Genomic DNA, 16,647 nt, shown 5'->3' with positions numbered 1-16,647 from the left:
GGGATATGTCAAACAACCTTATGGCGGGCAAGCGCGGCGTTATCATGGGTCTCGCCAACGACAAATCCATCGCCTGGGGCATCGCCCAAGCCTGCGCCGATGCGGGTGCCGAACTGGCCTTCACCTATATGGGCGACGCGTTCAAGAAGCGGGTCGAGCCGCTGGCGAAATCCCTCGGCTCGGACGTGATGATCGACTGCAACGTTAGCGATCCCGCCTCGATCGACGCGGCCTTTGCCGAGATCGAGCGCGTCTGGGGCAAGATCGACTTCCTGGTCCACGCCATTGGCTTTTCCGACAAGAACGAGCTGCGCGGGCGCTATATCGACACCAGCCGTCAGAACTTTCTCGATACGATGGATGTCAGCTGCTACAGCTTTACCGCCGTCGCCAAGCGCGCCGAGAAACTCATGGGCGAAGGCGGCTCGATGCTGACCCTCACCTATTACGGCGCCGAGCAGGTCATGCCCCATTACAACGTGATGGGCATCGCCAAGGCCGCACTGGAGGCATCGGTCAAATACCTGGCCGAGGATCTGGGCAAGGACGGCATCCGGGTCAACGCGATATCGGCCGGCCCGATCAAGACGCTGGCCGCCTCAGGCATCGGCGATTTCCGCTATATTCTCAAGTGGAACGAGCTGAACTCGCCGCTCCGCCGCAACGTGACCATCGACGATGTGGGCAAGGCCGCGCTTTACCTGCTCAGCGATCTGGGCAGCGGCACGACGGGCGAAAACCTGCATGTCGACGCGGGCTATCACGTGGTCGGCATGAAGGCCGTCGACGCCCCCGATATCGATAATACCTGAGCCCGCGCGCCGATGGATGCAGCTCAGCTTATCGCATTCAACGTCGCGCTGCTGGCGGCCATCGCCAGCCCCGGCCCATCGCTGCTGTTCCTGATCAAGACGACACTGGGCGCGGGCCGCGCGGCGGGTATCGCCGCCGGTGCCGGGCTTGCCGTGATGGCCGCGCTCTGGACGCTGGCCGCACTGCTGGGCCTTGATGGCCTCTTCACGCTTTTCCCGTGGCTTTATGCGCTGCTCAAGGCGGCGGGCGCGGCCTACCTGATCTACATGGCCGTGCAGATGTGGCGCCATGCCCGCGATCCCATCGGCGCCGCCGCCCCCGTGCCACATAAGCGCGCGTTCCTCTCGGGCTTTCTGGTGAATCTGGGCAATCCGAAATCGGTTTTCTTCGCCGCTGCCGTGCTGGTTGTGGTCTTTCCCCCGTCGCTCAGTGGGCCGGACAAGGCGATCATCTTTGCAAATCACCTTGCCGTCGAGATGATCGTTCAGCCCACGCTCGCGATCCTTTTGTCGACTGCCGCCGTACGGAAGCGCTACCTTGCCGCCAAGCCCGTGCTGGACCGCGTGACCTCGGCGATCCTCGGCGCGTTCGGCCTGCGCCTGCTTCTGACGCGATAACTCCAAGGACAACCCATGCAAGAACCCCTGCCCCACGAAAAAGGCTTTCACGTCAGCTGGGACCAGCTGCACCGCGATGCGCGCGCGCTGGCGTGGCGGCTGGATGGCAAAGGGCCGGATGACGGCGCATGGCGCGCGGTCGTGGCCATCACGCGCGGCGGCATGGCCCCCGCGATGATCGTGGCGCGCGAGCTGGACATCCGTACCGTCGATACGATCAGCGTCAAGAGCTACGACCACCAGACCCAAGGCGAGGCGCAGATCCTGAAATCGCCGGATATGGACATCGTCGGCGACGGCACCGGAATCCTCGTGATCGACGATCTGGTCGACACGGGCCGCACGCTCGACGTGGTGCGCGCCCATATGCCCAAGGCGCATATCGCCACCGTCTATGCCAAGCCCATGGCCAAGGAGCGCGTCCAGACCTTCGTGACCGAGGTCAGCCAGGACACGTGGATCTTCTTCCCCTGGGATCTCGCCCTTCAATATGTCCAGCCCTATCGCGGCAAATAACGGAGACCGCCCCACATGAGCCGCACATCCCATAGCTTCGCCCCGCCCGTAATGGAGGCCCGCCGCTGGCTGGACGGCGTCCAGTTCACGCCCGAGCGCCCGCTGATCAACGTCAGCCAAGCCGCCCCGGTCGAGGTTCCGCCCGAAGGACTGCGCCGCGCGATGGCCGAAGCATCGATGACGCAGACCGACGCGCATCTTTATGGCGCGGTGCTGGGCCGCGACGATCTGCGCGCCGAAGTGGCCGCGCAGTGGAGCGCAGCCTATGGCGGCGCCGTCGGGGCGGGCAATGTCGCCATCACCTCGGGTTGCAATCAGGCCTTCTGCGCGGCGCTGGCCACGCTCTGCGATGAGGGAGATGAAGTCATCCTTCCAACCCCCTGGTATTTCAACCATAAAATGTGGTGTGACATGAACGGCGTGCGCAGCTTGCCACTGCCTGCGCGTGAGGGTCTCTTGCCCGATCCCGAGGAGGCGGCGGCGCTGATTACGCCGCGCACCCGCGCGATTGTGCTGGTCACGCCCAACAATCCGGGCGGGGTGGAATACCCGGCGGACTTGGTGCGCGCCTTTTACGAGCTGGCAAAATCGCGCGGCATCGCCTTGATGGTCGATGAGACCTACCGCGATTTCGACGCCCGCACCGGCGCGCCGCACGATCTCTTCAACGATCCCGATTGGGACCGGACGCTGATCCAGCTTTACTCCTTTTCCAAAGCCTATCGCCTGACCGGCCACCGCGTCGGCGCGATGGTCACCTCGCCCGCGCGGCTCGCCGAGGCCGAGAAATTCCTCGATTGCGTTGCCATCTGCCCCAACCAGTTGGGCCAGATCGGCGCGCTCTGGGGGATGCAGAACCTTGCCCAATGGCTGGCGGGTGAGCGGGCCGAGATCCTGGATCGCCGCGCAGCCATCGCCGAGCAGATGCCGAAACTGGCCGCACAAGGCTGGGAACTGAAAGGCGTCGGCGCCTATTTCGCCTATCTCGCGCATCCCTTCGCCGAGGGCTCGGACGCACTGGCTCCGCGCCTTGTGCGCGATGCTGGCGTGCTGACCCTGCCCGGCACAATGTTCACGCCCGGCAATGATCCTTCGGGCGCGCGCCATTTCCGCATCGCCTTTGCCAATGTGGACCGCGCCGGGATCGAGACGCTGTTCAGCCGGCTCGCGGCGCTGGAGGGGCCGGGCTGGCCCCTTGCCCCTCGGACCCCGAGCGCATAGACAATCTCCAACGCGAAACCGCACCCCATTTTCGACGAAGGCGCCCAAAATATGCGATCCAGAAGCATTTCCAAATCCGCGATGTGGGTCCTGATGGGCCTTCTGATCCTTGGCCTCGGCGGCTTTGGTGTGACCAATCTGGGCGGCGGCATCACCCGCGTCGGCACCGTGGGCGACACCGAGATCACGATCGACGAATATGCCCGCGCCCTGCGTGCGGAGGTGAACGCCGCCGTGGCCGAGACGGGCGCGCCCCTGCCCTTCGCCGAGGCCGAAGCGCGCGGCCTGCCTCAGCGCGTTCTTTCGCGCCTTGTCAGTCAGGCCGCGATCGAGGATGAGGCGGCGCGCATGGGCATTTCCGTAGGTGACGCCACGCTGGGCCGCCAGATCATGGATATCCCCGGCTTTCAGGGCGTGGACGGGCAGTTCGACCGCGAAGGCTATCGCTTTGCGCTGGAGCGCGCGGGCCTCAGCGAGGCGCAATTCGAAGAGGATGTGCGCGCCGAGACCGCCAGCACGCTGGTGCAGGGCGCTGTAATCGCGGGTGTCAGCACGCCCGCCGCCTATACGGACAGCCTGCTGGATTATATCGCCGAAGAGCGGGACGTGACCTTCGCCGCCCTTGGGCGCGGCGATCTGAACAGCGGCCTGCCGGTGCCCACGGACGAGGATCTGGAGACCTATTATCAGGCCAATATCCCGCAATTCACCGTGCCGGAAACGCAGCGTATCACCTATGCTTGGCTGACCCCCGAGATGATCATCGACGAGGTCGAGGTTGATGAGGCCGCCCTGCGCGAAGCGTATGACGCCCGCGCTGCCGAGTTCAACCAGCCCGAGCGTCGCCTGGTCGAGCGCTTGGTTTATCCCACGGCCGAGGCCGCCGAGGCCGCCCGCGCAGAGCTGGACGCGGGAGAGGCCACCTTCGACGATCTGGTCGAGGCTCGCGGTTTGACCTTACAGGATGTGGATATGGGCGACGTGGATGAGGCCGAGCTGGGCGCCGCGGGCGAGCCTGTCTTCGGCGCCGCATCGGGCGACGTGGTCGGCCCGGTCGAGACGAGCCTCGGCCCCGCGCTCTTCCGCATGAACGCGGTGCTGCAAGAGCAGATCACTACCTTCGAAGAGGCTGAGAGCGAGCTACGCGACGCGCTGGCCAATGACCGCGCCGCGCGCGTCATCGACGCCTCGATCGAGGGCACGAACGATCTGCTGGCAGGCGGCGCGACCATCGAGAACCTCGGCGACGAGACGCAGATGGAAACCGGCACGATCGACTGGCGGTCCGGCATGAGCGAGGGCATCGCCGGCTACGCCGCCTTTCGCGACGCTGCCGCCAACCTTCAGGTGGGCGATTTCCCCGAAGTCCTGAATCTCGGCGATGGCGGGATCTTTGCCATGCGCCTTGACGAGGTGGTCGAGCCCACAGTTCAGCCGTTGGAGGAGGTCCAGCAGCAGGTCGCCGCGGCCTGGGCGCGCGACGCGCTGATCGAAGCGCTGCGCGCGCAGGCGGGCGAGTTGATTGCCCAGCTGGAGGATGGCGCGTCCTTCGAGGATGTCGGCCTGACGCCCCGGACCGGCAAGGGTATCACGCGCCAGGGCTTTCAGGCAGGCACCCCTCCCGGCACCATCCCCGCGATCTTCGCCATGAACGAGGGCGACGTGACCATGGTCAATGGCGAGGACCGCCTGTTCATCGTGCGCCTCGACAGCGCCGCAGTCCCCGAGAGCGAGGGCGACGAGCTGGACCGTATCCGCAGCAGCCTGCAGGATTCGGCGGCAGGCGACATCGCGCAGGATCTGTACCAGGCGCTGGCCGACGATATCCGCGCCCGCGCGGGCATCACGCTGGACCAGCAGGCCATCGCCGCCGTTCACGCCAACTTTCAGTAAGGACGTGCCGCCGTGGAACTAACCCCATCCTATGACGCCTTCGCCGCAGGCTACGAGGCGGGCAAGAGCCAGCTGGTCTACACGCGGCTGGCCGCCGATCTGGACACACCCGTTTCGCTGATGATGAAGCTGGCAGGCTCAGCAACCGATGCCTTCATGCTGGAATCGGTCACCGGCGGCGAAGTGCGCGGGCGCTATTCGATCATCGGGATGAAGCCCGATCTGGTCTGGCAGTGCCACGGCACGTCCAGCCGGATCAACCGGCAGGCCCGCTTCGATCCCGAGGCGTGGGAAGCGCAGGACGGAGATCCGCTGGCCAATCTGCGCAGCCTCATCGCCGAGAGCCGGATCAACCTGCCAGACGATCTGCCCGCCGCCAGCGCGGGGCTTTTCGGCTATCTTGGCTATGATATGATCCGCCTGGTCGAGCATTTGCCGAATGTAAACCCCGACCCGCTGGGCCTGCCCGACGCGCTGATGCTGCGTCCCTCGGTCATCGCAGTGCTCGACGGCGTCAAGGGCGAGGTCATCGTCGTCGCCCCCGCATGGTTCGAGCCGGGCACCAGCGCCCGCGCCGCCCATGCCCGCGCCGCCGAACGGGTCATGGACGCCGTGCGCGATCTGGACCGCGCCCTGCCGCAGAGCCGGGGCTTGGGCCAGGCCGCCGAGGATGGCGAGGCTGTGTCGAACTTCACCCGAGAGGGCTACAAGGCCGCGGTGGAGCAGGCCAAGGAGTACATCAAGGCGGGCGATATCTTTCAGGTCGTGCCATCCCAGCGCTGGACGCAGCCCTTTTCGCAGCCGCCCTTCGCGCTCTACCGCAGCCTGCGCCGCACGAACCCCTCGCCCTTCATGTTCTATTTCAATTTCGGCGGCTTCCAGGTGATCGGCGCCAGCCCCGAGATTCTGGTCCGCGTTTTTGGCAATGAGGTCACGATCCGCCCCATCGCAGGCACCCGCCCTCGCGGTGCGACGCCCGAAGAGGACCGCGCCAACGAGGCGGACCTGATGGCCGATACCAAGGAGCTGGCCGAGCATCTGATGCTGCTGGATCTGGGGCGCAACGACACGGGCCGCGTCTGCAAGGTGGGCACCGTGCACCCGACCGAGGAATTCATCATCGAGCGCTACAGCCACGTGATGCATATCGTCTCGAACGTGGTGGGCGAGCTGTCGGACGATCAGGACGCCCTCAGCGCCCTTCTGGCCGGCCTGCCCGCCGGCACCGTCTCGGGCGCCCCCAAGGTGCGCGCCATGGAGATCATCGACGAGCTGGAGCCGGAAAAGCGCGGCGTTTATGGCGGCGGCGTGGGCTATTTCAGCGCGGGCGGCGACATGGATATCTGCATCGCCCTGCGCACGGCGGTGGTCAAGGATGCCAAGCTCTATATCCAGGCGGGCGGCGGTGTGGTCTATGACAGCGACCCCGAGGCCGAATATATGGAGACGGTGCACAAATCCAACGCCATCCGCCGCGCCGCGGCCGATGCGGCCCGCTTCGGCGGATCTTCCAACGGGTAAGGCCAGCGGGTGTGCCAAGCCTTGGCACTGGAACCCTATGTGCCTTGGCCTCTCACAGGGCAGGAAGCCGATGCGAATTCAAATGATCGAGCATCTGGCGGCGCATCCGAGGGTCGAGGCGAAGCCCGTCAAACCCGAATGGCTCTACACCACCAAACGCTATCCGCTCTATTGGCATCACATCCCCAAGAACGGCGGGACGTTTCTCAAGAGCCTGCTTTATTATCTGGATAACGAGCGCCTGATGGACCATGCGAGCGGTGTGCATGATTGGGATGACCGGCTCGTGCGCGCATCGCATATCACGCTCGATGACATCGAGAGAAGCGCGCACAATTTGATCATCATGCGAAACCCCATACATCGCTTTCTGTCCGTCTATTTTGACAAGGTCTATGATGGCGGCGCGCCCCGTCGGCCGGGAATGTCCCAAGAGTTTTTCTCCGCGCATGACCTCCGGCAGGAAAAAAACCTGAGTGCGGCCGGTCATACTGAAAACTGCCTGAAGCTGGCGCAGTGGGCTGCGTCCAATATTGCCGGCGAGACCAGGACAAAACCGAATTGGCACCTCGTCCCGCAAACGCATCAGCTGACACAGGTTTACAAATTGAATTTTCACGTCCTGACGCTAGAAGACTTTCATTGGCAATTGACTCGATTTCTCAAGGATCTGATCCCGGATATCGAACAGGCGTTCCAGACTGTTGGCGCGCGCAACACCTCCCCAAAACCCATTCGGAAATGCGAGATCCTGACGCCGGAATTGAAACAGCAGTTAAAGGCCATCTACGCAGACGATTTTCGGTCGTTCCGGCAGGTTCGTCAATTTTGGCGGGACGCGAAAGAGGCTGAAAAGAGCTAGCCAAGTGAAGCTCGGAAAGGCTATTGGCTGCACCGGACGCAGCGCACGGTCCTTGATCGGTATCGTTGCCCCCATGCCTCCACGGCCTGAAAGCATATTTATGAGCCGACTCATCCTTCTCAACAAGCCGCATGGCGTGCTGTCGCAATTCACCGATGAGGGCAGCGGCCATCCGACGCTGGCCGATTATGTGGACGTGCCCGGCGTCTACCCTGCCGGGCGGCTGGACCGCGACAGTGAGGGGCTGCTGATCCTGACCAGCGACGGCAAGCTGCAGGCGCGCATCGCCGATCCGAAGTTCAAACAGCCCAAGACCTATCTTGCGCAGGTTGAAGGCATTCCTGACGAGGCCGCGCTGACCGCTTTGGCCAAGGGTGTCACGCTGAAGGATGGCCTGACGCGGCCCGCCGGGGTCCGCCGGATCGACCCGCCCAATCTCTGGCCGCGCGTGCCGCCGGTGCGCTACCGCAAATCCGTGCCGGACACCTGGATCGAGCTGACCATCACCGAGGGGCGCAATCGGCAGGTACGCCGCATGACGGCGCATGTCGGGCATCCCACGCTGCGTCTCGTGCGCTGGCGCATCGGTGACTGGAGCCTGGACGGCCTTTTGCCCGGTCGCTGGCGCGAGGTTTAATCCTCGGGCAGAAGTACCGCTGAGATCGGGGCGAGCGCCACGCGACTGGCCCGGTCTTGCAGCCCCCAGAGCAGCAGTGCGCTGATCGTATCCGCGCGGAGGCGCCCCAGCATGATCACGCCCTCCTCATCGCGCCCCGCCTTGAACGCCGCCTGATCGAGAAAGCGGCGGATGACGGTCGCGCTCTGATCCTCGCTGTCGAAATCCCTGAAAACCGTCCCCACCGGCACCCCCTCGCGGGCGATCAGCTTGGGCGCCGTCTGAAGACCCTTGGCAAAGACGACAAGGCCATGCCCGGATTCGAGAAGGATCGGCGCCAGCTGCTCGCTGGCGTCGCGGCCGATCTGCAGGCCGGTGCCCAAGCCTTCCAGTACGCCGACGGCCTCGGGCACGGCGGCAAAGACGGTCTGCATGACGGTTTCGGTATCGCGCGCATCGGCGCCTTCGGGCAGGTCGGCCATGGCCAGCACCTCGAACCCCGCATTGCGGTAGCGCGCCATCGCCTCGGCTGCGTCGGGCCGCATCGCATCGACGGCAAAGCTGAGCGGATAGGGAAAGGCGTCCAGCGCTTCAAGGCCAATGGGACTGCTGCCGTCGTCGATCAGCACGATGGCCATCAGCGGCTTGCCCTCGGGATTGTCGAAGGGCGCGGCGTTCCTGGCGATGGCGCGCGGGTCCTCGGGGACCTCCTCGACCTCCAGCTCGGCAGGCGCGGCGCCCACGGATGGCAGGCGATTGGTTTCGATATCCTCCGCGATATCCCCGATCGTGCCCGACGGGCCGGCCTCTTCGTCGGGAGCGTCCGGTGCATCCGATACCGGTTCCGGCGCTTCCTGAAGCGGGTCATTGTCGATCTCTGGCGCATCCTGCGCAGCAGAGCCAGAAGGCGCCAGACCAGCATTCGCCTCGACCTCTGGCATGCTGGGCTGGGCTGGATCGGCGGAGATGGCCGGGTCTTCGGCACCGGGCGCAGGTTCGGTGGCGATATCGCTTGTGACGTCGGGCGCGGTCCCGGCAGTGTTGTCAGCAAGCGGACTTTCGCCCGTGCCCGCATCCGCCGCCTCGTCTGGCAGGCTGGCAATGATACCACTGCCATCGCTGGGCACTTGCGGGGCGCTGAGATCGGCGTCGATCCCGCCGGTTTCCGGACGCTGGGAGGGCTGGGTATTGGCGGCGCCCATCGCGCTCAGATCATCGGGCGCTGCCTTGTCGACCTTGGGCGCGTCAGAGGCGATGGCAGGCGCGCCATCGGCACCCGGGACCTGTGCAGGACCGTCGACAAGTGACTGGTTGAACTCCGATCCGGCAGGCACCTCGATCGTGGCTGCGCCGGGCGCCGCGCCCTGCCCGCCCCCGGCAACAACCGAAAGCGTACCGAGGGCAAGCCCCGATACCGCCGCACCGGCCACCAGCCCCGACAAAAATCCGCTCGCCATGCCTCGGCCCTCCTGCAACTGCCCGTCTGCCGCGGCGTTTCCCGCCTTCGGCCCCTTGACCCTCGGGGCCAAGCCTGAACATGTATACCGCGACCGCCCCCCCGGCCTCCACCCCAAATCCAAGGGATCGCTGGCGATAGGGCAATTCCAACACGGACCCGCCGACATGCTGCTGCTCATCGATAATTACGACAGTTTCACCTACAATCTGGTGCATTACGTCGGAGAGCTGGGCGCCGAGGTGATCGTGCGCCGCAACGACGCGCTGGACGTGGAGGCCGCGCTGGCGATGAAGCCTGCGGGCATCTTGCTGTCGCCCGGCCCCTGCGATCCGGATCAGGCGGGGATCTGCCTCGATCTGACGCTGGCGGCGGCGCAGGCGCGCATTCCCCTCTTGGGCGTCTGCCTTGGCCACCAGACCATCGGGCAGGCCTTTGGTGGGCGCGTCGTGCGCCACAGCGAAATCGTGCATGGCAAGATGGGGCAGATGTATCACGAGGGCAAAGGCGTCTTTGCGGGGCTCCCCTCGCCGTTCGAGGCGACGCGCTATCACAGCCTTGTGGTCGAGCGTGCGAGCCTGCCCGATTGCCTGGAGATCACTGCGCATCTCGAGGATGGCACCATCATGGGGTTGCGCCACCGCGAGCTTCCCATCGAGGGCGTGCAGTTTCACCCTGAATCCATAGCCTCGCAGCACGGGCATGCCCTGCTCAAGAATTTCCTCGACATGATGAAGGTGCCCGCATGAGCGACGCGATCAAACCCCTGATCGACGCCGCAGCGAACGGCCCGCTGACGCGCGCCGAGGCCGAGCAGGCTTTTGGCATCCTTTTTGAGGGCGAGGCCACGCCCAGCCAGATCGGCGGCTTTCTGATGGCGCTGCGCACACGAGGCGAGACGGTGGATGAATACGCCGCCGCCGCCGCCGTGATGCGCGCCAAATGCAACAAGGTGCGCGCGCCGGAGGGCGCGATGGATATCGTCGGCACCGGAGGCGACGGCAAGGGCACGCTCAACATCTCGACCGCAGCGGCCTTTGTCGTGGCGGGCGCGGGCGTTTGCGTGGCCAAGCATGGCAACCGCAATCTCAGCTCGAAATCGGGCGCGGCCGATGCGCTGGGACAAATGGGCGTCAACGTCATGATTGGCCCGGCAGTGGTTGAAAAGGCGCTTAAAGAGGCTGGTATCGCCTTCATGATGGCGCCGATGCACCACCCCGCGATGGCGCATGTGGGCCCCGTGCGGGCTGAGCTTGGCACGCGGACGATCTTCAACATCCTCGGACCCCTGACCAACCCCGCAGGCGTCAAGTTCCAGCTGACCGGCGCCTATCGGCGCGACCTGATCCGCCCCATGGCCGAAACGCTGGGGCAGCTGGGCGCCACCCGCGCATGGCTGGTCCATGGCAGTGACGGCACGGATGAGCTGGCCATTAGCGGGCATAGCTGGGTTGCCGCCCTCAATGAGGATGGCTCCATCACCGAGTTCGAGCTACATCCCGAAGAGGCCGGCCTGCCGCTGCACCGGTTCGAAGATATTCTGGGCGGCACCCCGCAGGAAAACGGCGCTGCCTTCCGTGCGCTTCTGAACGGCGCGCCCGGCGCGTATCGCGATGCGGCGCTGCTGAACTCCGCCGCGGCGCTGGTGGTGGCCGGTCACGCCGCAACCCTTCCCGAGGGCGCCGAGCAGGCCGCGGCCAGCATCGATAGCGGGGCGGCCCTCAAATGCCTCGAAACGCTTGCCAAAATTACATCGGAGACCACATGAGCACGCCCACAATTCTCGAAAAGATCAAAGCCTACAAGCTGGACGAGATCGAGGCGACCAAGGCCGAGGTATCGCCCGACGAAATGGCCGAGCGCGCCCAATCGGCGCCCGAAGTGCGTCCTTTCAAGGAGGCTCTGCTGCAGGCCTCCATCGGCGGCTATGGCCTCATCGCCGAGATCAAGAAGGCCAGCCCCTCCAAGGGTCTTATCCGCGAGGATTTCGACCCCGCCGCGCTGGCCCAGGCCTATGCCGAGGGCGGCGCCACCTGCCTTTCGGTCCTCACCGACACGCCCAGCTTTCAGGGCGCCAAGGAATTCCTCACGGAGGCCCGCGCCGCCTGCGACTTGCCCGTGCTGCGCAAGGATTTCATGTATGATCCCTACCAGGTCGCCGAGGCGCGCAGCCTCGGCGCGGACTGCATCCTGATCATCATGGCGAGCGTCACCGATGCCGAGGCCGCCGCGCTGGAACAGGCCGCCGAAAAATGGGGCATGGACGCGATTATCGAGGTTCACAACGCCGAAGAGCTGACCCGCGCGGAGGCGCTGAAGTCTCAGCTGATCGGCATCAACAACCGCGATCTGAACACGTTCGAGACGTCTCTCGACACCTCGCGCACCCTCGCCCGCTACGTCCCCGAGGACCGTATCATCATCTGCGAAAGCGGTCTCGAGACGCGCGAGGACCTTGCGGATATCGCACGTTACGGCGCGCGCTGCTTCCTCATCGGCGAGACATTGATGCGCGCCGACGATGTGGCCAGCGCAACGCGCCAGTTGCTTGCCAATCCCCTGACCCCCGGAGGCATGTAAATGGCGGGCCTGACACATTTCGACTCGCAGGGCGACGCGCATATGGTCGACGTGTCCGGCAAGCCGGCGACGGCCCGCGTCGCCACCGCCGCTTGCCACATCAGGATGGCGCGCGAAACCTTTGAAATCATTTCTGAAGGCCGCGCCAAGAAAGGCGACGTCATGGCCGTCGCGCGCCTTGCCGGGATCATGGGCGCCAAGCGAACGCCCGACCTGATCCCGCTGTGCCATCCGCTGCCCATCGCGAAGGCTAGCGTGGACCTGACTCTCGACCCGGACCTACCGGGCCTGCGGATCGAGGCCACCGTCAAGACAACCGGACAGACCGGCGTCGAGATGGAGGCACTGACCGCTGCCAGCGTAGCTGCGCTGACCGTCTATGACATGGCAAAAGCAGTAGACCGGGCGATGGAGATCGGTGGATTGCGCGTCACTTTGAAAGATGGCGGAAAATCCGGGCGTTACGAGGCGAAATAAATGCACTTGGATACCCAGCGCTTCGGCTGCTCCGCATGATCAGCGTCGATGAGGCCCTCCGGCACCTCTTTGCCCTGAGCGGTTTCAGTGGCATCGAGACGGTGCCCCTCCACGCCGCCTGCGGCCGTGTGCTGGCGAAGCAGGTCAGCGCCTCGCGTGATCAGCCGCCCTTCGCCGCCTCCGCGATGGACGGCTATGCGGTTCGCGCCGTCGACGCCCGGCCCGGTGCCTCATTGACCGTGGTCGGTGAGGCGGCAGCCGGTCATCGCTGGTCCGGCACCCTGGCCCCCGGTCAAGCCTTGCGCATATTCACCGGTGCGCCCTTGCCAGACGGCTCTGATCGCGTTGTCATTCAAGAGGATGTCGAGCTTTCTTCATCCACCATCACGCTCGGCGATACCCTCGATCCGTCGACGCATGTCCGCCCCGCCGCGGCGGATTTTGCTGCCGGCGAGACGATGGAGGCCCCACGTCGATTGCGTCCGCATGACATCGCGCTTCTGGCCGCGATGAATCACGCTGAAATTCCCGTCGCGCGCAAACCGAGCGTCGCCATCATCGCCACGGGTGACGAGTTGGTCATGCCGGGCGAAGCACCTAATTCCGACCAGATCATCGCCTCCAACACATTCGGACTGGCCGCCCTGATCGAGGAAAACGGCGGTATGGCACGCCTTTTGCCCATCGCGCGTGACAATTCCGCATCGCTAGAAACGGCCTTTACTCTGGCACATGGGGCCGACTTGATCATCACGATCGGCGGGGCTTCCGTGGGCGATCATGACCTTGTCGGCGCGGTTGCCGCCCGGCTTGGACTCGAGCGATCCTTCTACAAGATCGCCATGCGGCCGGGCAAGCCACTGATGGCCGGGCGCATCAATGGCTCCGCGATGGTCGGCCTGCCTGGAAATCCCGTGTCAGCAATGGTTTGTGGGCATGTCTTCATCCTCCCTATGCTGCGCGCGATGTTGGGTCTTGGTGAGGCGATCGCGCCGTGTATCACGGCCGAGCTTGGCGCCGACCTACCGCAAAACGGGCCTCGGGCGCATTACATGCGCGGGCATCTGGACAACGGGGTCGTGATCCCCGCCATATCTCAGGACAGCGCCCTTCTCAGCGTTCTCGCGCGCGCCAACGCCCTTATTGTTAGGCCGGTTCATGCCGCGCCCGCGCCCAAGGGTAGCCTCATTTCCATCATGCCGATCTGAGCAGGTCTCAAAAGGCTTGACACAAAACGGGAACATGCATAGAACAAACGCAGATAAATCGGCGGAGGGACGGACGCTATGCTGACCAAGAAACAGCTGGATTTGCTGGAATACATCAACAAGCGGGTTCAGCGCGATGGTGTGCCACCCAGTTTCGATGAAATGAAGGATGCGTTGGATCTGCGGTCCAAGTCTGGAATTCACCGCCTGATCACAGCCCTTGAAGAACGCGGTTTTATTCGCCGCCTTGCACATCGCGCGCGCGCGCTCGAAATCGTCAAGCTGCCGGAATCGCTGGGCGGCACATCGAGCCATGGCTTTGCCGCACGCGTGATCGATGGTGACATGCCCGATGATCCGCCCCCTGCCAATGCCCGGGCTGTTACGGTCGACGCCTGTGAAGTGCCCGTGATGGGCCGTATCGCTGCCGGTGTCCCGATCGAGGCCATTCAGCACGCGTCACACAATGTTGCCGTGCCGGGCGCGATGATCGCTGGCCCCGGCGAGCACTATGCGCTTGAGGTCAAGGGCGATTCCATGATCGACGCGGGTATCAATGACGGTGATGTCGTCGTGATCCGTGAAACATCGACCGCCGATAATGGCGATATCGTAGTGGCCCTTGTCGAGGATCAGGAGGCAACGCTGAAACGGTTTTTCCGGCGTGGCGGCGCGATTGCGCTCGAGGCGGCAAACCCGGCCTATGAAACCCGTATCCTTCCCGATGACAAGGTCAAGGTGCAGGGCCGTCTCGTCGGCCTCATCCGCACCTACTGAGCCATGCGCGCGGCGCGCCTCTTGTGCCGCGCGTTCCAGAGCCGCTCGCCCGAGACTTGCCGGGCGGTGATGGCAACCAAATCCTCGCCCCGCAATGCCATCGCTCCGGTATCCCGCAGGGCCGCCGCGTCCAGAGTTTTGCAGGTCTCGGCTTTGGTCCAGTCCGGGGGCATAATTGAATTCATGACGATCAGACCGGGCTGGGTGCAGCCGGTCAGCCCTTCCAGCGCCCGCTTGCCGCGCAAAGCGCGAATGGCGGGCCAGCCCGCCGGGGCGGGATCCTGAGGCCATCTTGCCGCCGCCTCTTCCTGCGTCGCTGGATCCCCGTCATTCTCCAGCCAGTTTTGCGCCGCGAATCCGTCCCCCTTTGCCGTGCTGAGCGCACGGCCCGATGGCGTCATGATGCCCACCAGCCCGCCAGTGTCGGAAATCAGGATATGCGGGCGGTCTGCCCCAGCCCATAATACGAAGGCAGCGATCATCGGCAAGGCGCCGACAAAACGCAGCCGCCCCTGCCAGAGGATCAGCGTAAGCGCCCCCAGCGCCAAGAGCGGAAGCACCCATGCGCCCGGGCTGGACACCATGCCGCGGGCGCCCTCCTGCGCCGCGATCCAATGCGCGACGCCGAGGATCCAGTCCAGCCCCAACCCCATCACCCAAAGGCCCACGCCTTCCAGTCCGAATGGCAGAAGGCATACCGACAGAACGGCGGCCGGCATGACAAGCGCGCCCATCAGCGGAACCGAGGCGAGATTGGCGATCAGGCCATAATGCGCGATCTGGTTGAAATGCGCGGCCGAAATCGGGGCAGTTGCCAGTCCGGCCACACCGGACGAGATCACGACCGCCATAACCGGGCGCAGCCATTTGGGCCCGCGCGGAACGCTGTCATGCTGGAGCCAGCCAAAGACGGCGATCAGCGCGGTCGTGGCTGCGAAGCTCATCTGGAAGCCGGGGCCCATCAACGCCTCGGGCCGAAGGACCAGCACGATGAGCGCTGCCAGCGCCACGGCCCGCAGGCTGAGCGCGCGTCGGCTGAGCATCACGGCGACCAGCATGACGGCAACCATGATGAAGGCGCGCTCGGTCGCGATGCTGCCGCCCGAAAGGCCGAGGTAGAATGCCGCGACGACAAGGGCGAGCGCGGCGGCGACCGGCTTGACCGGTGCGCGCAGGGCAATCCATGGCACCAGGGCCAGGCCATAGCGGAGCGCGCCAAAGACGAAGGCGGTAAGCAGGCCCATATGCAACCCCGAAATCGCCAGAAGATGCGCGAGATTCGACACGCGCAGCGCTGTGAGCGTGTCCTGCCCCATGCCCGAACGGTCCCCGGTCATGATCGCAGCGGCGAATGCCCCCGTCTCTCCCGGCAGGGCCGCCTGAACGCGCGCCGATAGGGCCATGCGGATGCGGAACATCCACTGCCCGCCCTTTGGCGGGGCCAAGGCGACAAGAGGCACGCGAGTGTAACCCACTGCGCCCAGCCCCTGGAACCACGCGTGGCGCTGGAAATCGAAGCCGCCCGGCTCGACCGGGCCGGAGGGCGGCGAGAGGTGCCCCGTCGCGCCCATATAGAGGCCGGGCTGCGGCGCCGCGCCTGCGGTCTTGGAATGCAGCGAGAGACGCACACGTGTTGGCGTTCGGTCCGGCGCGACGCCTGCAAGGCGCACCCTATCCAGCGTCACGCGCACCGCGTCCGAAGCCGATCGGTCGATGCCCACGACGCGCCCCTCGATGGGGCCGTAATAGCGCCAGCCAAGGACCGGCCCGGCAACCTGATGCGCGCGTGCGCCCGCGAGCAGCGCTCCGGCAATGATGAGCGCCGCGCCGATGGCCAGCGGCGCGGCCGCCTGCCCCATCTTGCGCGACAGCCAGAGCAAGAGCGCGATCAGCCCGGCAAGCGCCAGATAGGCAGGCCAGACCGGCTCGGCCGGAAGCGTGAAATAGAGGCCGATCCCAATGCCGAGGCAAACAGGCGCCCAGCCGATCAGATGCCCCCGCTGCAAAAGCAGCACGCCCGCGGAATACTGCCAGAGCGCCGCCACTTGTTTCCCTTCCCGCTCATAGGTAGACAGACGCCGAACCTATCC

General features: G+C 65.2%; 16 protein-coding genes. 14 read left to right on the top strand and 2 right to left on the bottom strand.

Annotated elements, in window-relative coordinates:
* Positions 1-5: 5 nt before the first annotated feature.
* From fabI to ACEWPL_RS01450, 8 genes are all read left to right on the top strand, one after another.
* Positions 6-812 (top strand): enoyl-ACP reductase FabI, encoded by an 807-nt coding sequence (gene fabI, locus ACEWPL_RS01485; protein ID WP_393934938.1) that lies wholly within the window; start codon positions 6-8, stop codon positions 810-812.
* Between the two features lie 12 nt (positions 813-824).
* Entirely contained in the window at positions 825-1,430 is a 606-nt protein-coding gene (locus tag ACEWPL_RS01480; protein ID WP_393934939.1) for a LysE family translocator, read from the top strand.
* 15 nt (positions 1,431-1,445) lie between these two features.
* On the top strand, positions 1,446-1,946 hold the full coding sequence (gene gpt / locus ACEWPL_RS01475) for a xanthine phosphoribosyltransferase (protein WP_393934940.1): 501 nt from the start codon (positions 1,446-1,448) through the stop codon (positions 1,944-1,946).
* A gap of 15 nt (positions 1,947-1,961) precedes the next feature.
* A complete protein-coding gene (locus ACEWPL_RS01470; protein WP_393934941.1) occupies positions 1,962-3,167 on the top strand; it encodes an aminotransferase in 1,206 nt (401 codons plus the stop codon).
* A 51-nt stretch (positions 3,168-3,218) separates the two neighbouring features.
* The gene (locus tag ACEWPL_RS01465; RefSeq protein ID WP_393934942.1) at positions 3,219-5,060 is read left to right on the top strand and encodes a peptidyl-prolyl cis-trans isomerase; all 1,842 of its coding nucleotides are present in this window, start codon (positions 3,219-3,221) and stop codon (positions 5,058-5,060) included.
* A 12-nt stretch (positions 5,061-5,072) separates the two neighbouring features.
* Positions 5,073-6,581, top strand: coding sequence for an anthranilate synthase component I (gene trpE / locus ACEWPL_RS01460; protein ID WP_393934943.1), 1,509 nt, complete (start codon positions 5,073-5,075; stop codon positions 6,579-6,581).
* Positions 6,582-6,663: 82 nt separating this feature from the next.
* Positions 6,664-7,443: a sulfotransferase family 2 domain-containing protein gene (locus tag ACEWPL_RS01455; protein ID WP_393934944.1), complete on the top strand. Its 780-nt coding sequence runs from the start codon at positions 6,664-6,666 to the stop codon at positions 7,441-7,443.
* Positions 7,444-7,543: 100 nt separating this feature from the next.
* Positions 7,544-8,080, top strand: a complete 537-nt coding sequence (locus ACEWPL_RS01450) for an rRNA large subunit pseudouridine synthase E (protein WP_393934945.1) — start codon at positions 7,544-7,546, stop codon at positions 8,078-8,080.
* Here ACEWPL_RS01450 and ACEWPL_RS01445 read toward each other — a convergent pair.
* On the bottom strand, positions 8,077-9,516 hold the full coding sequence (locus tag ACEWPL_RS01445; protein ID WP_393934946.1) for a divergent polysaccharide deacteylase family protein: 1,440 nt from the start codon (positions 9,514-9,516) through the stop codon (positions 8,077-8,079). The two genes, ACEWPL_RS01450 and ACEWPL_RS01445, sit on opposite strands and share 4 nt — an antisense overlap.
* A gap of 166 nt (positions 9,517-9,682) precedes the next feature.
* On the opposite strand from ACEWPL_RS01445, the gene ACEWPL_RS01440 reads away from it, so the two are divergent.
* From ACEWPL_RS01440 to lexA, 6 genes are all read left to right on the top strand, one after another.
* On the top strand, positions 9,683-10,264 hold the full coding sequence (locus ACEWPL_RS01440; protein WP_393934947.1) for an anthranilate synthase component II: 582 nt from the start codon (positions 9,683-9,685) through the stop codon (positions 10,262-10,264).
* Positions 10,261-11,283, top strand: a complete 1,023-nt coding sequence (trpD, locus tag ACEWPL_RS01435; protein ID WP_393934948.1) for an anthranilate phosphoribosyltransferase — start codon at positions 10,261-10,263, stop codon at positions 11,281-11,283. The genes ACEWPL_RS01440 and trpD overlap by 4 nt, the downstream gene beginning before the upstream one ends.
* Entirely contained in the window at positions 11,280-12,095 is an 816-nt protein-coding gene (gene trpC / locus ACEWPL_RS01430; protein WP_393934949.1) for an indole-3-glycerol phosphate synthase TrpC, read from the top strand. Before trpD ends, trpC begins: the two co-directional genes overlap by 4 nt.
* Complete coding sequence (gene moaC / locus ACEWPL_RS01425; RefSeq protein ID WP_393934950.1) at positions 12,096-12,572, top strand: cyclic pyranopterin monophosphate synthase MoaC; 477 nt, start codon at positions 12,096-12,098, stop codon at positions 12,570-12,572.
* A gap of 35 nt (positions 12,573-12,607) precedes the next feature.
* Entirely contained in the window at positions 12,608-13,780 is a 1,173-nt protein-coding gene (locus ACEWPL_RS01420; protein ID WP_393934951.1) for a molybdopterin molybdotransferase MoeA, read from the top strand.
* A gap of 78 nt (positions 13,781-13,858) precedes the next feature.
* Entirely contained in the window at positions 13,859-14,557 is a 699-nt protein-coding gene (gene lexA, locus ACEWPL_RS01415) for a transcriptional repressor LexA (RefSeq protein WP_393934952.1), read from the top strand.
* Here the strand turns inward: lexA and ACEWPL_RS01410 are convergent.
* Positions 14,551-16,602: a ComEC/Rec2 family competence protein gene (locus tag ACEWPL_RS01410; RefSeq protein ID WP_393934953.1), complete on the bottom strand. Its 2,052-nt coding sequence runs from the start codon at positions 16,600-16,602 to the stop codon at positions 14,551-14,553. The genes lexA and ACEWPL_RS01410 overlap by 7 nt on opposite strands.
* Between the last annotated feature and the right edge of the window lie 45 nt (positions 16,603-16,647).

The sequence above is a fragment of the Roseovarius roseus genome (assembly GCF_043355935.2).
GTDB lineage: Bacteria > Pseudomonadota > Alphaproteobacteria > Rhodobacterales > Rhodobacteraceae > Roseovarius > Roseovarius roseus.
The sequence above is the reverse complement of the archived record's forward strand: the minus strand, read 5'-3'. Positions and strand labels throughout refer to the sequence as shown.

Bases quoted from the DNA above. Each gene is read 5' to 3' on its own strand.
- trpC (WP_393934949.1), top strand. From the start codon at position 11,280: ATGAGCACGCCCACAATTCTCGAAAAGATCAAAGCCTACAAGCTGGAC.
- moaC (WP_393934950.1), top strand. From the start codon at position 12,096: ATGGCGGGCCTGACACATTTCGACTCGCAGGGCGACGCGCATATGGTC.
- gpt (WP_393934940.1), top strand. From the start codon at position 1,446: ATGCAAGAACCCCTGCCCCACGAAAAAGGCTTTCACGTCAGCTGGGAC.
- ACEWPL_RS01420 (WP_393934951.1), top strand. From the start codon at position 12,608: ATGATCAGCGTCGATGAGGCCCTCCGGCACCTCTTTGCCCTGAGCGGT.
- lexA (WP_393934952.1), top strand. From the start codon at position 13,859: ATGCTGACCAAGAAACAGCTGGATTTGCTGGAATACATCAACAAGCGG.
- ACEWPL_RS01440 (WP_393934947.1), top strand. From the start codon at position 9,683: ATGCTGCTGCTCATCGATAATTACGACAGTTTCACCTACAATCTGGTG.
- ACEWPL_RS01480 (WP_393934939.1), top strand. From the start codon at position 825: ATGGATGCAGCTCAGCTTATCGCATTCAACGTCGCGCTGCTGGCGGCC.
- fabI (WP_393934938.1), top strand. From the start codon at position 6: ATGTCAAACAACCTTATGGCGGGCAAGCGCGGCGTTATCATGGGTCTC.
- ACEWPL_RS01465 (WP_393934942.1), top strand. From the start codon at position 3,219: ATGCGATCCAGAAGCATTTCCAAATCCGCGATGTGGGTCCTGATGGGC.
- ACEWPL_RS01455 (WP_393934944.1), top strand. From the start codon at position 6,664: ATGATCGAGCATCTGGCGGCGCATCCGAGGGTCGAGGCGAAGCCCGTC.
- ACEWPL_RS01470 (WP_393934941.1), top strand. From the start codon at position 1,962: ATGAGCCGCACATCCCATAGCTTCGCCCCGCCCGTAATGGAGGCCCGC.
- ACEWPL_RS01445 (WP_393934946.1), bottom strand. From the start codon at position 9,516: ATGGCGAGCGGATTTTTGTCGGGGCTGGTGGCCGGTGCGGCGGTATCG.
- trpD (WP_393934948.1), top strand. From the start codon at position 10,261: ATGAGCGACGCGATCAAACCCCTGATCGACGCCGCAGCGAACGGCCCG.
- ACEWPL_RS01450 (WP_393934945.1), top strand. From the start codon at position 7,544: ATGAGCCGACTCATCCTTCTCAACAAGCCGCATGGCGTGCTGTCGCAA.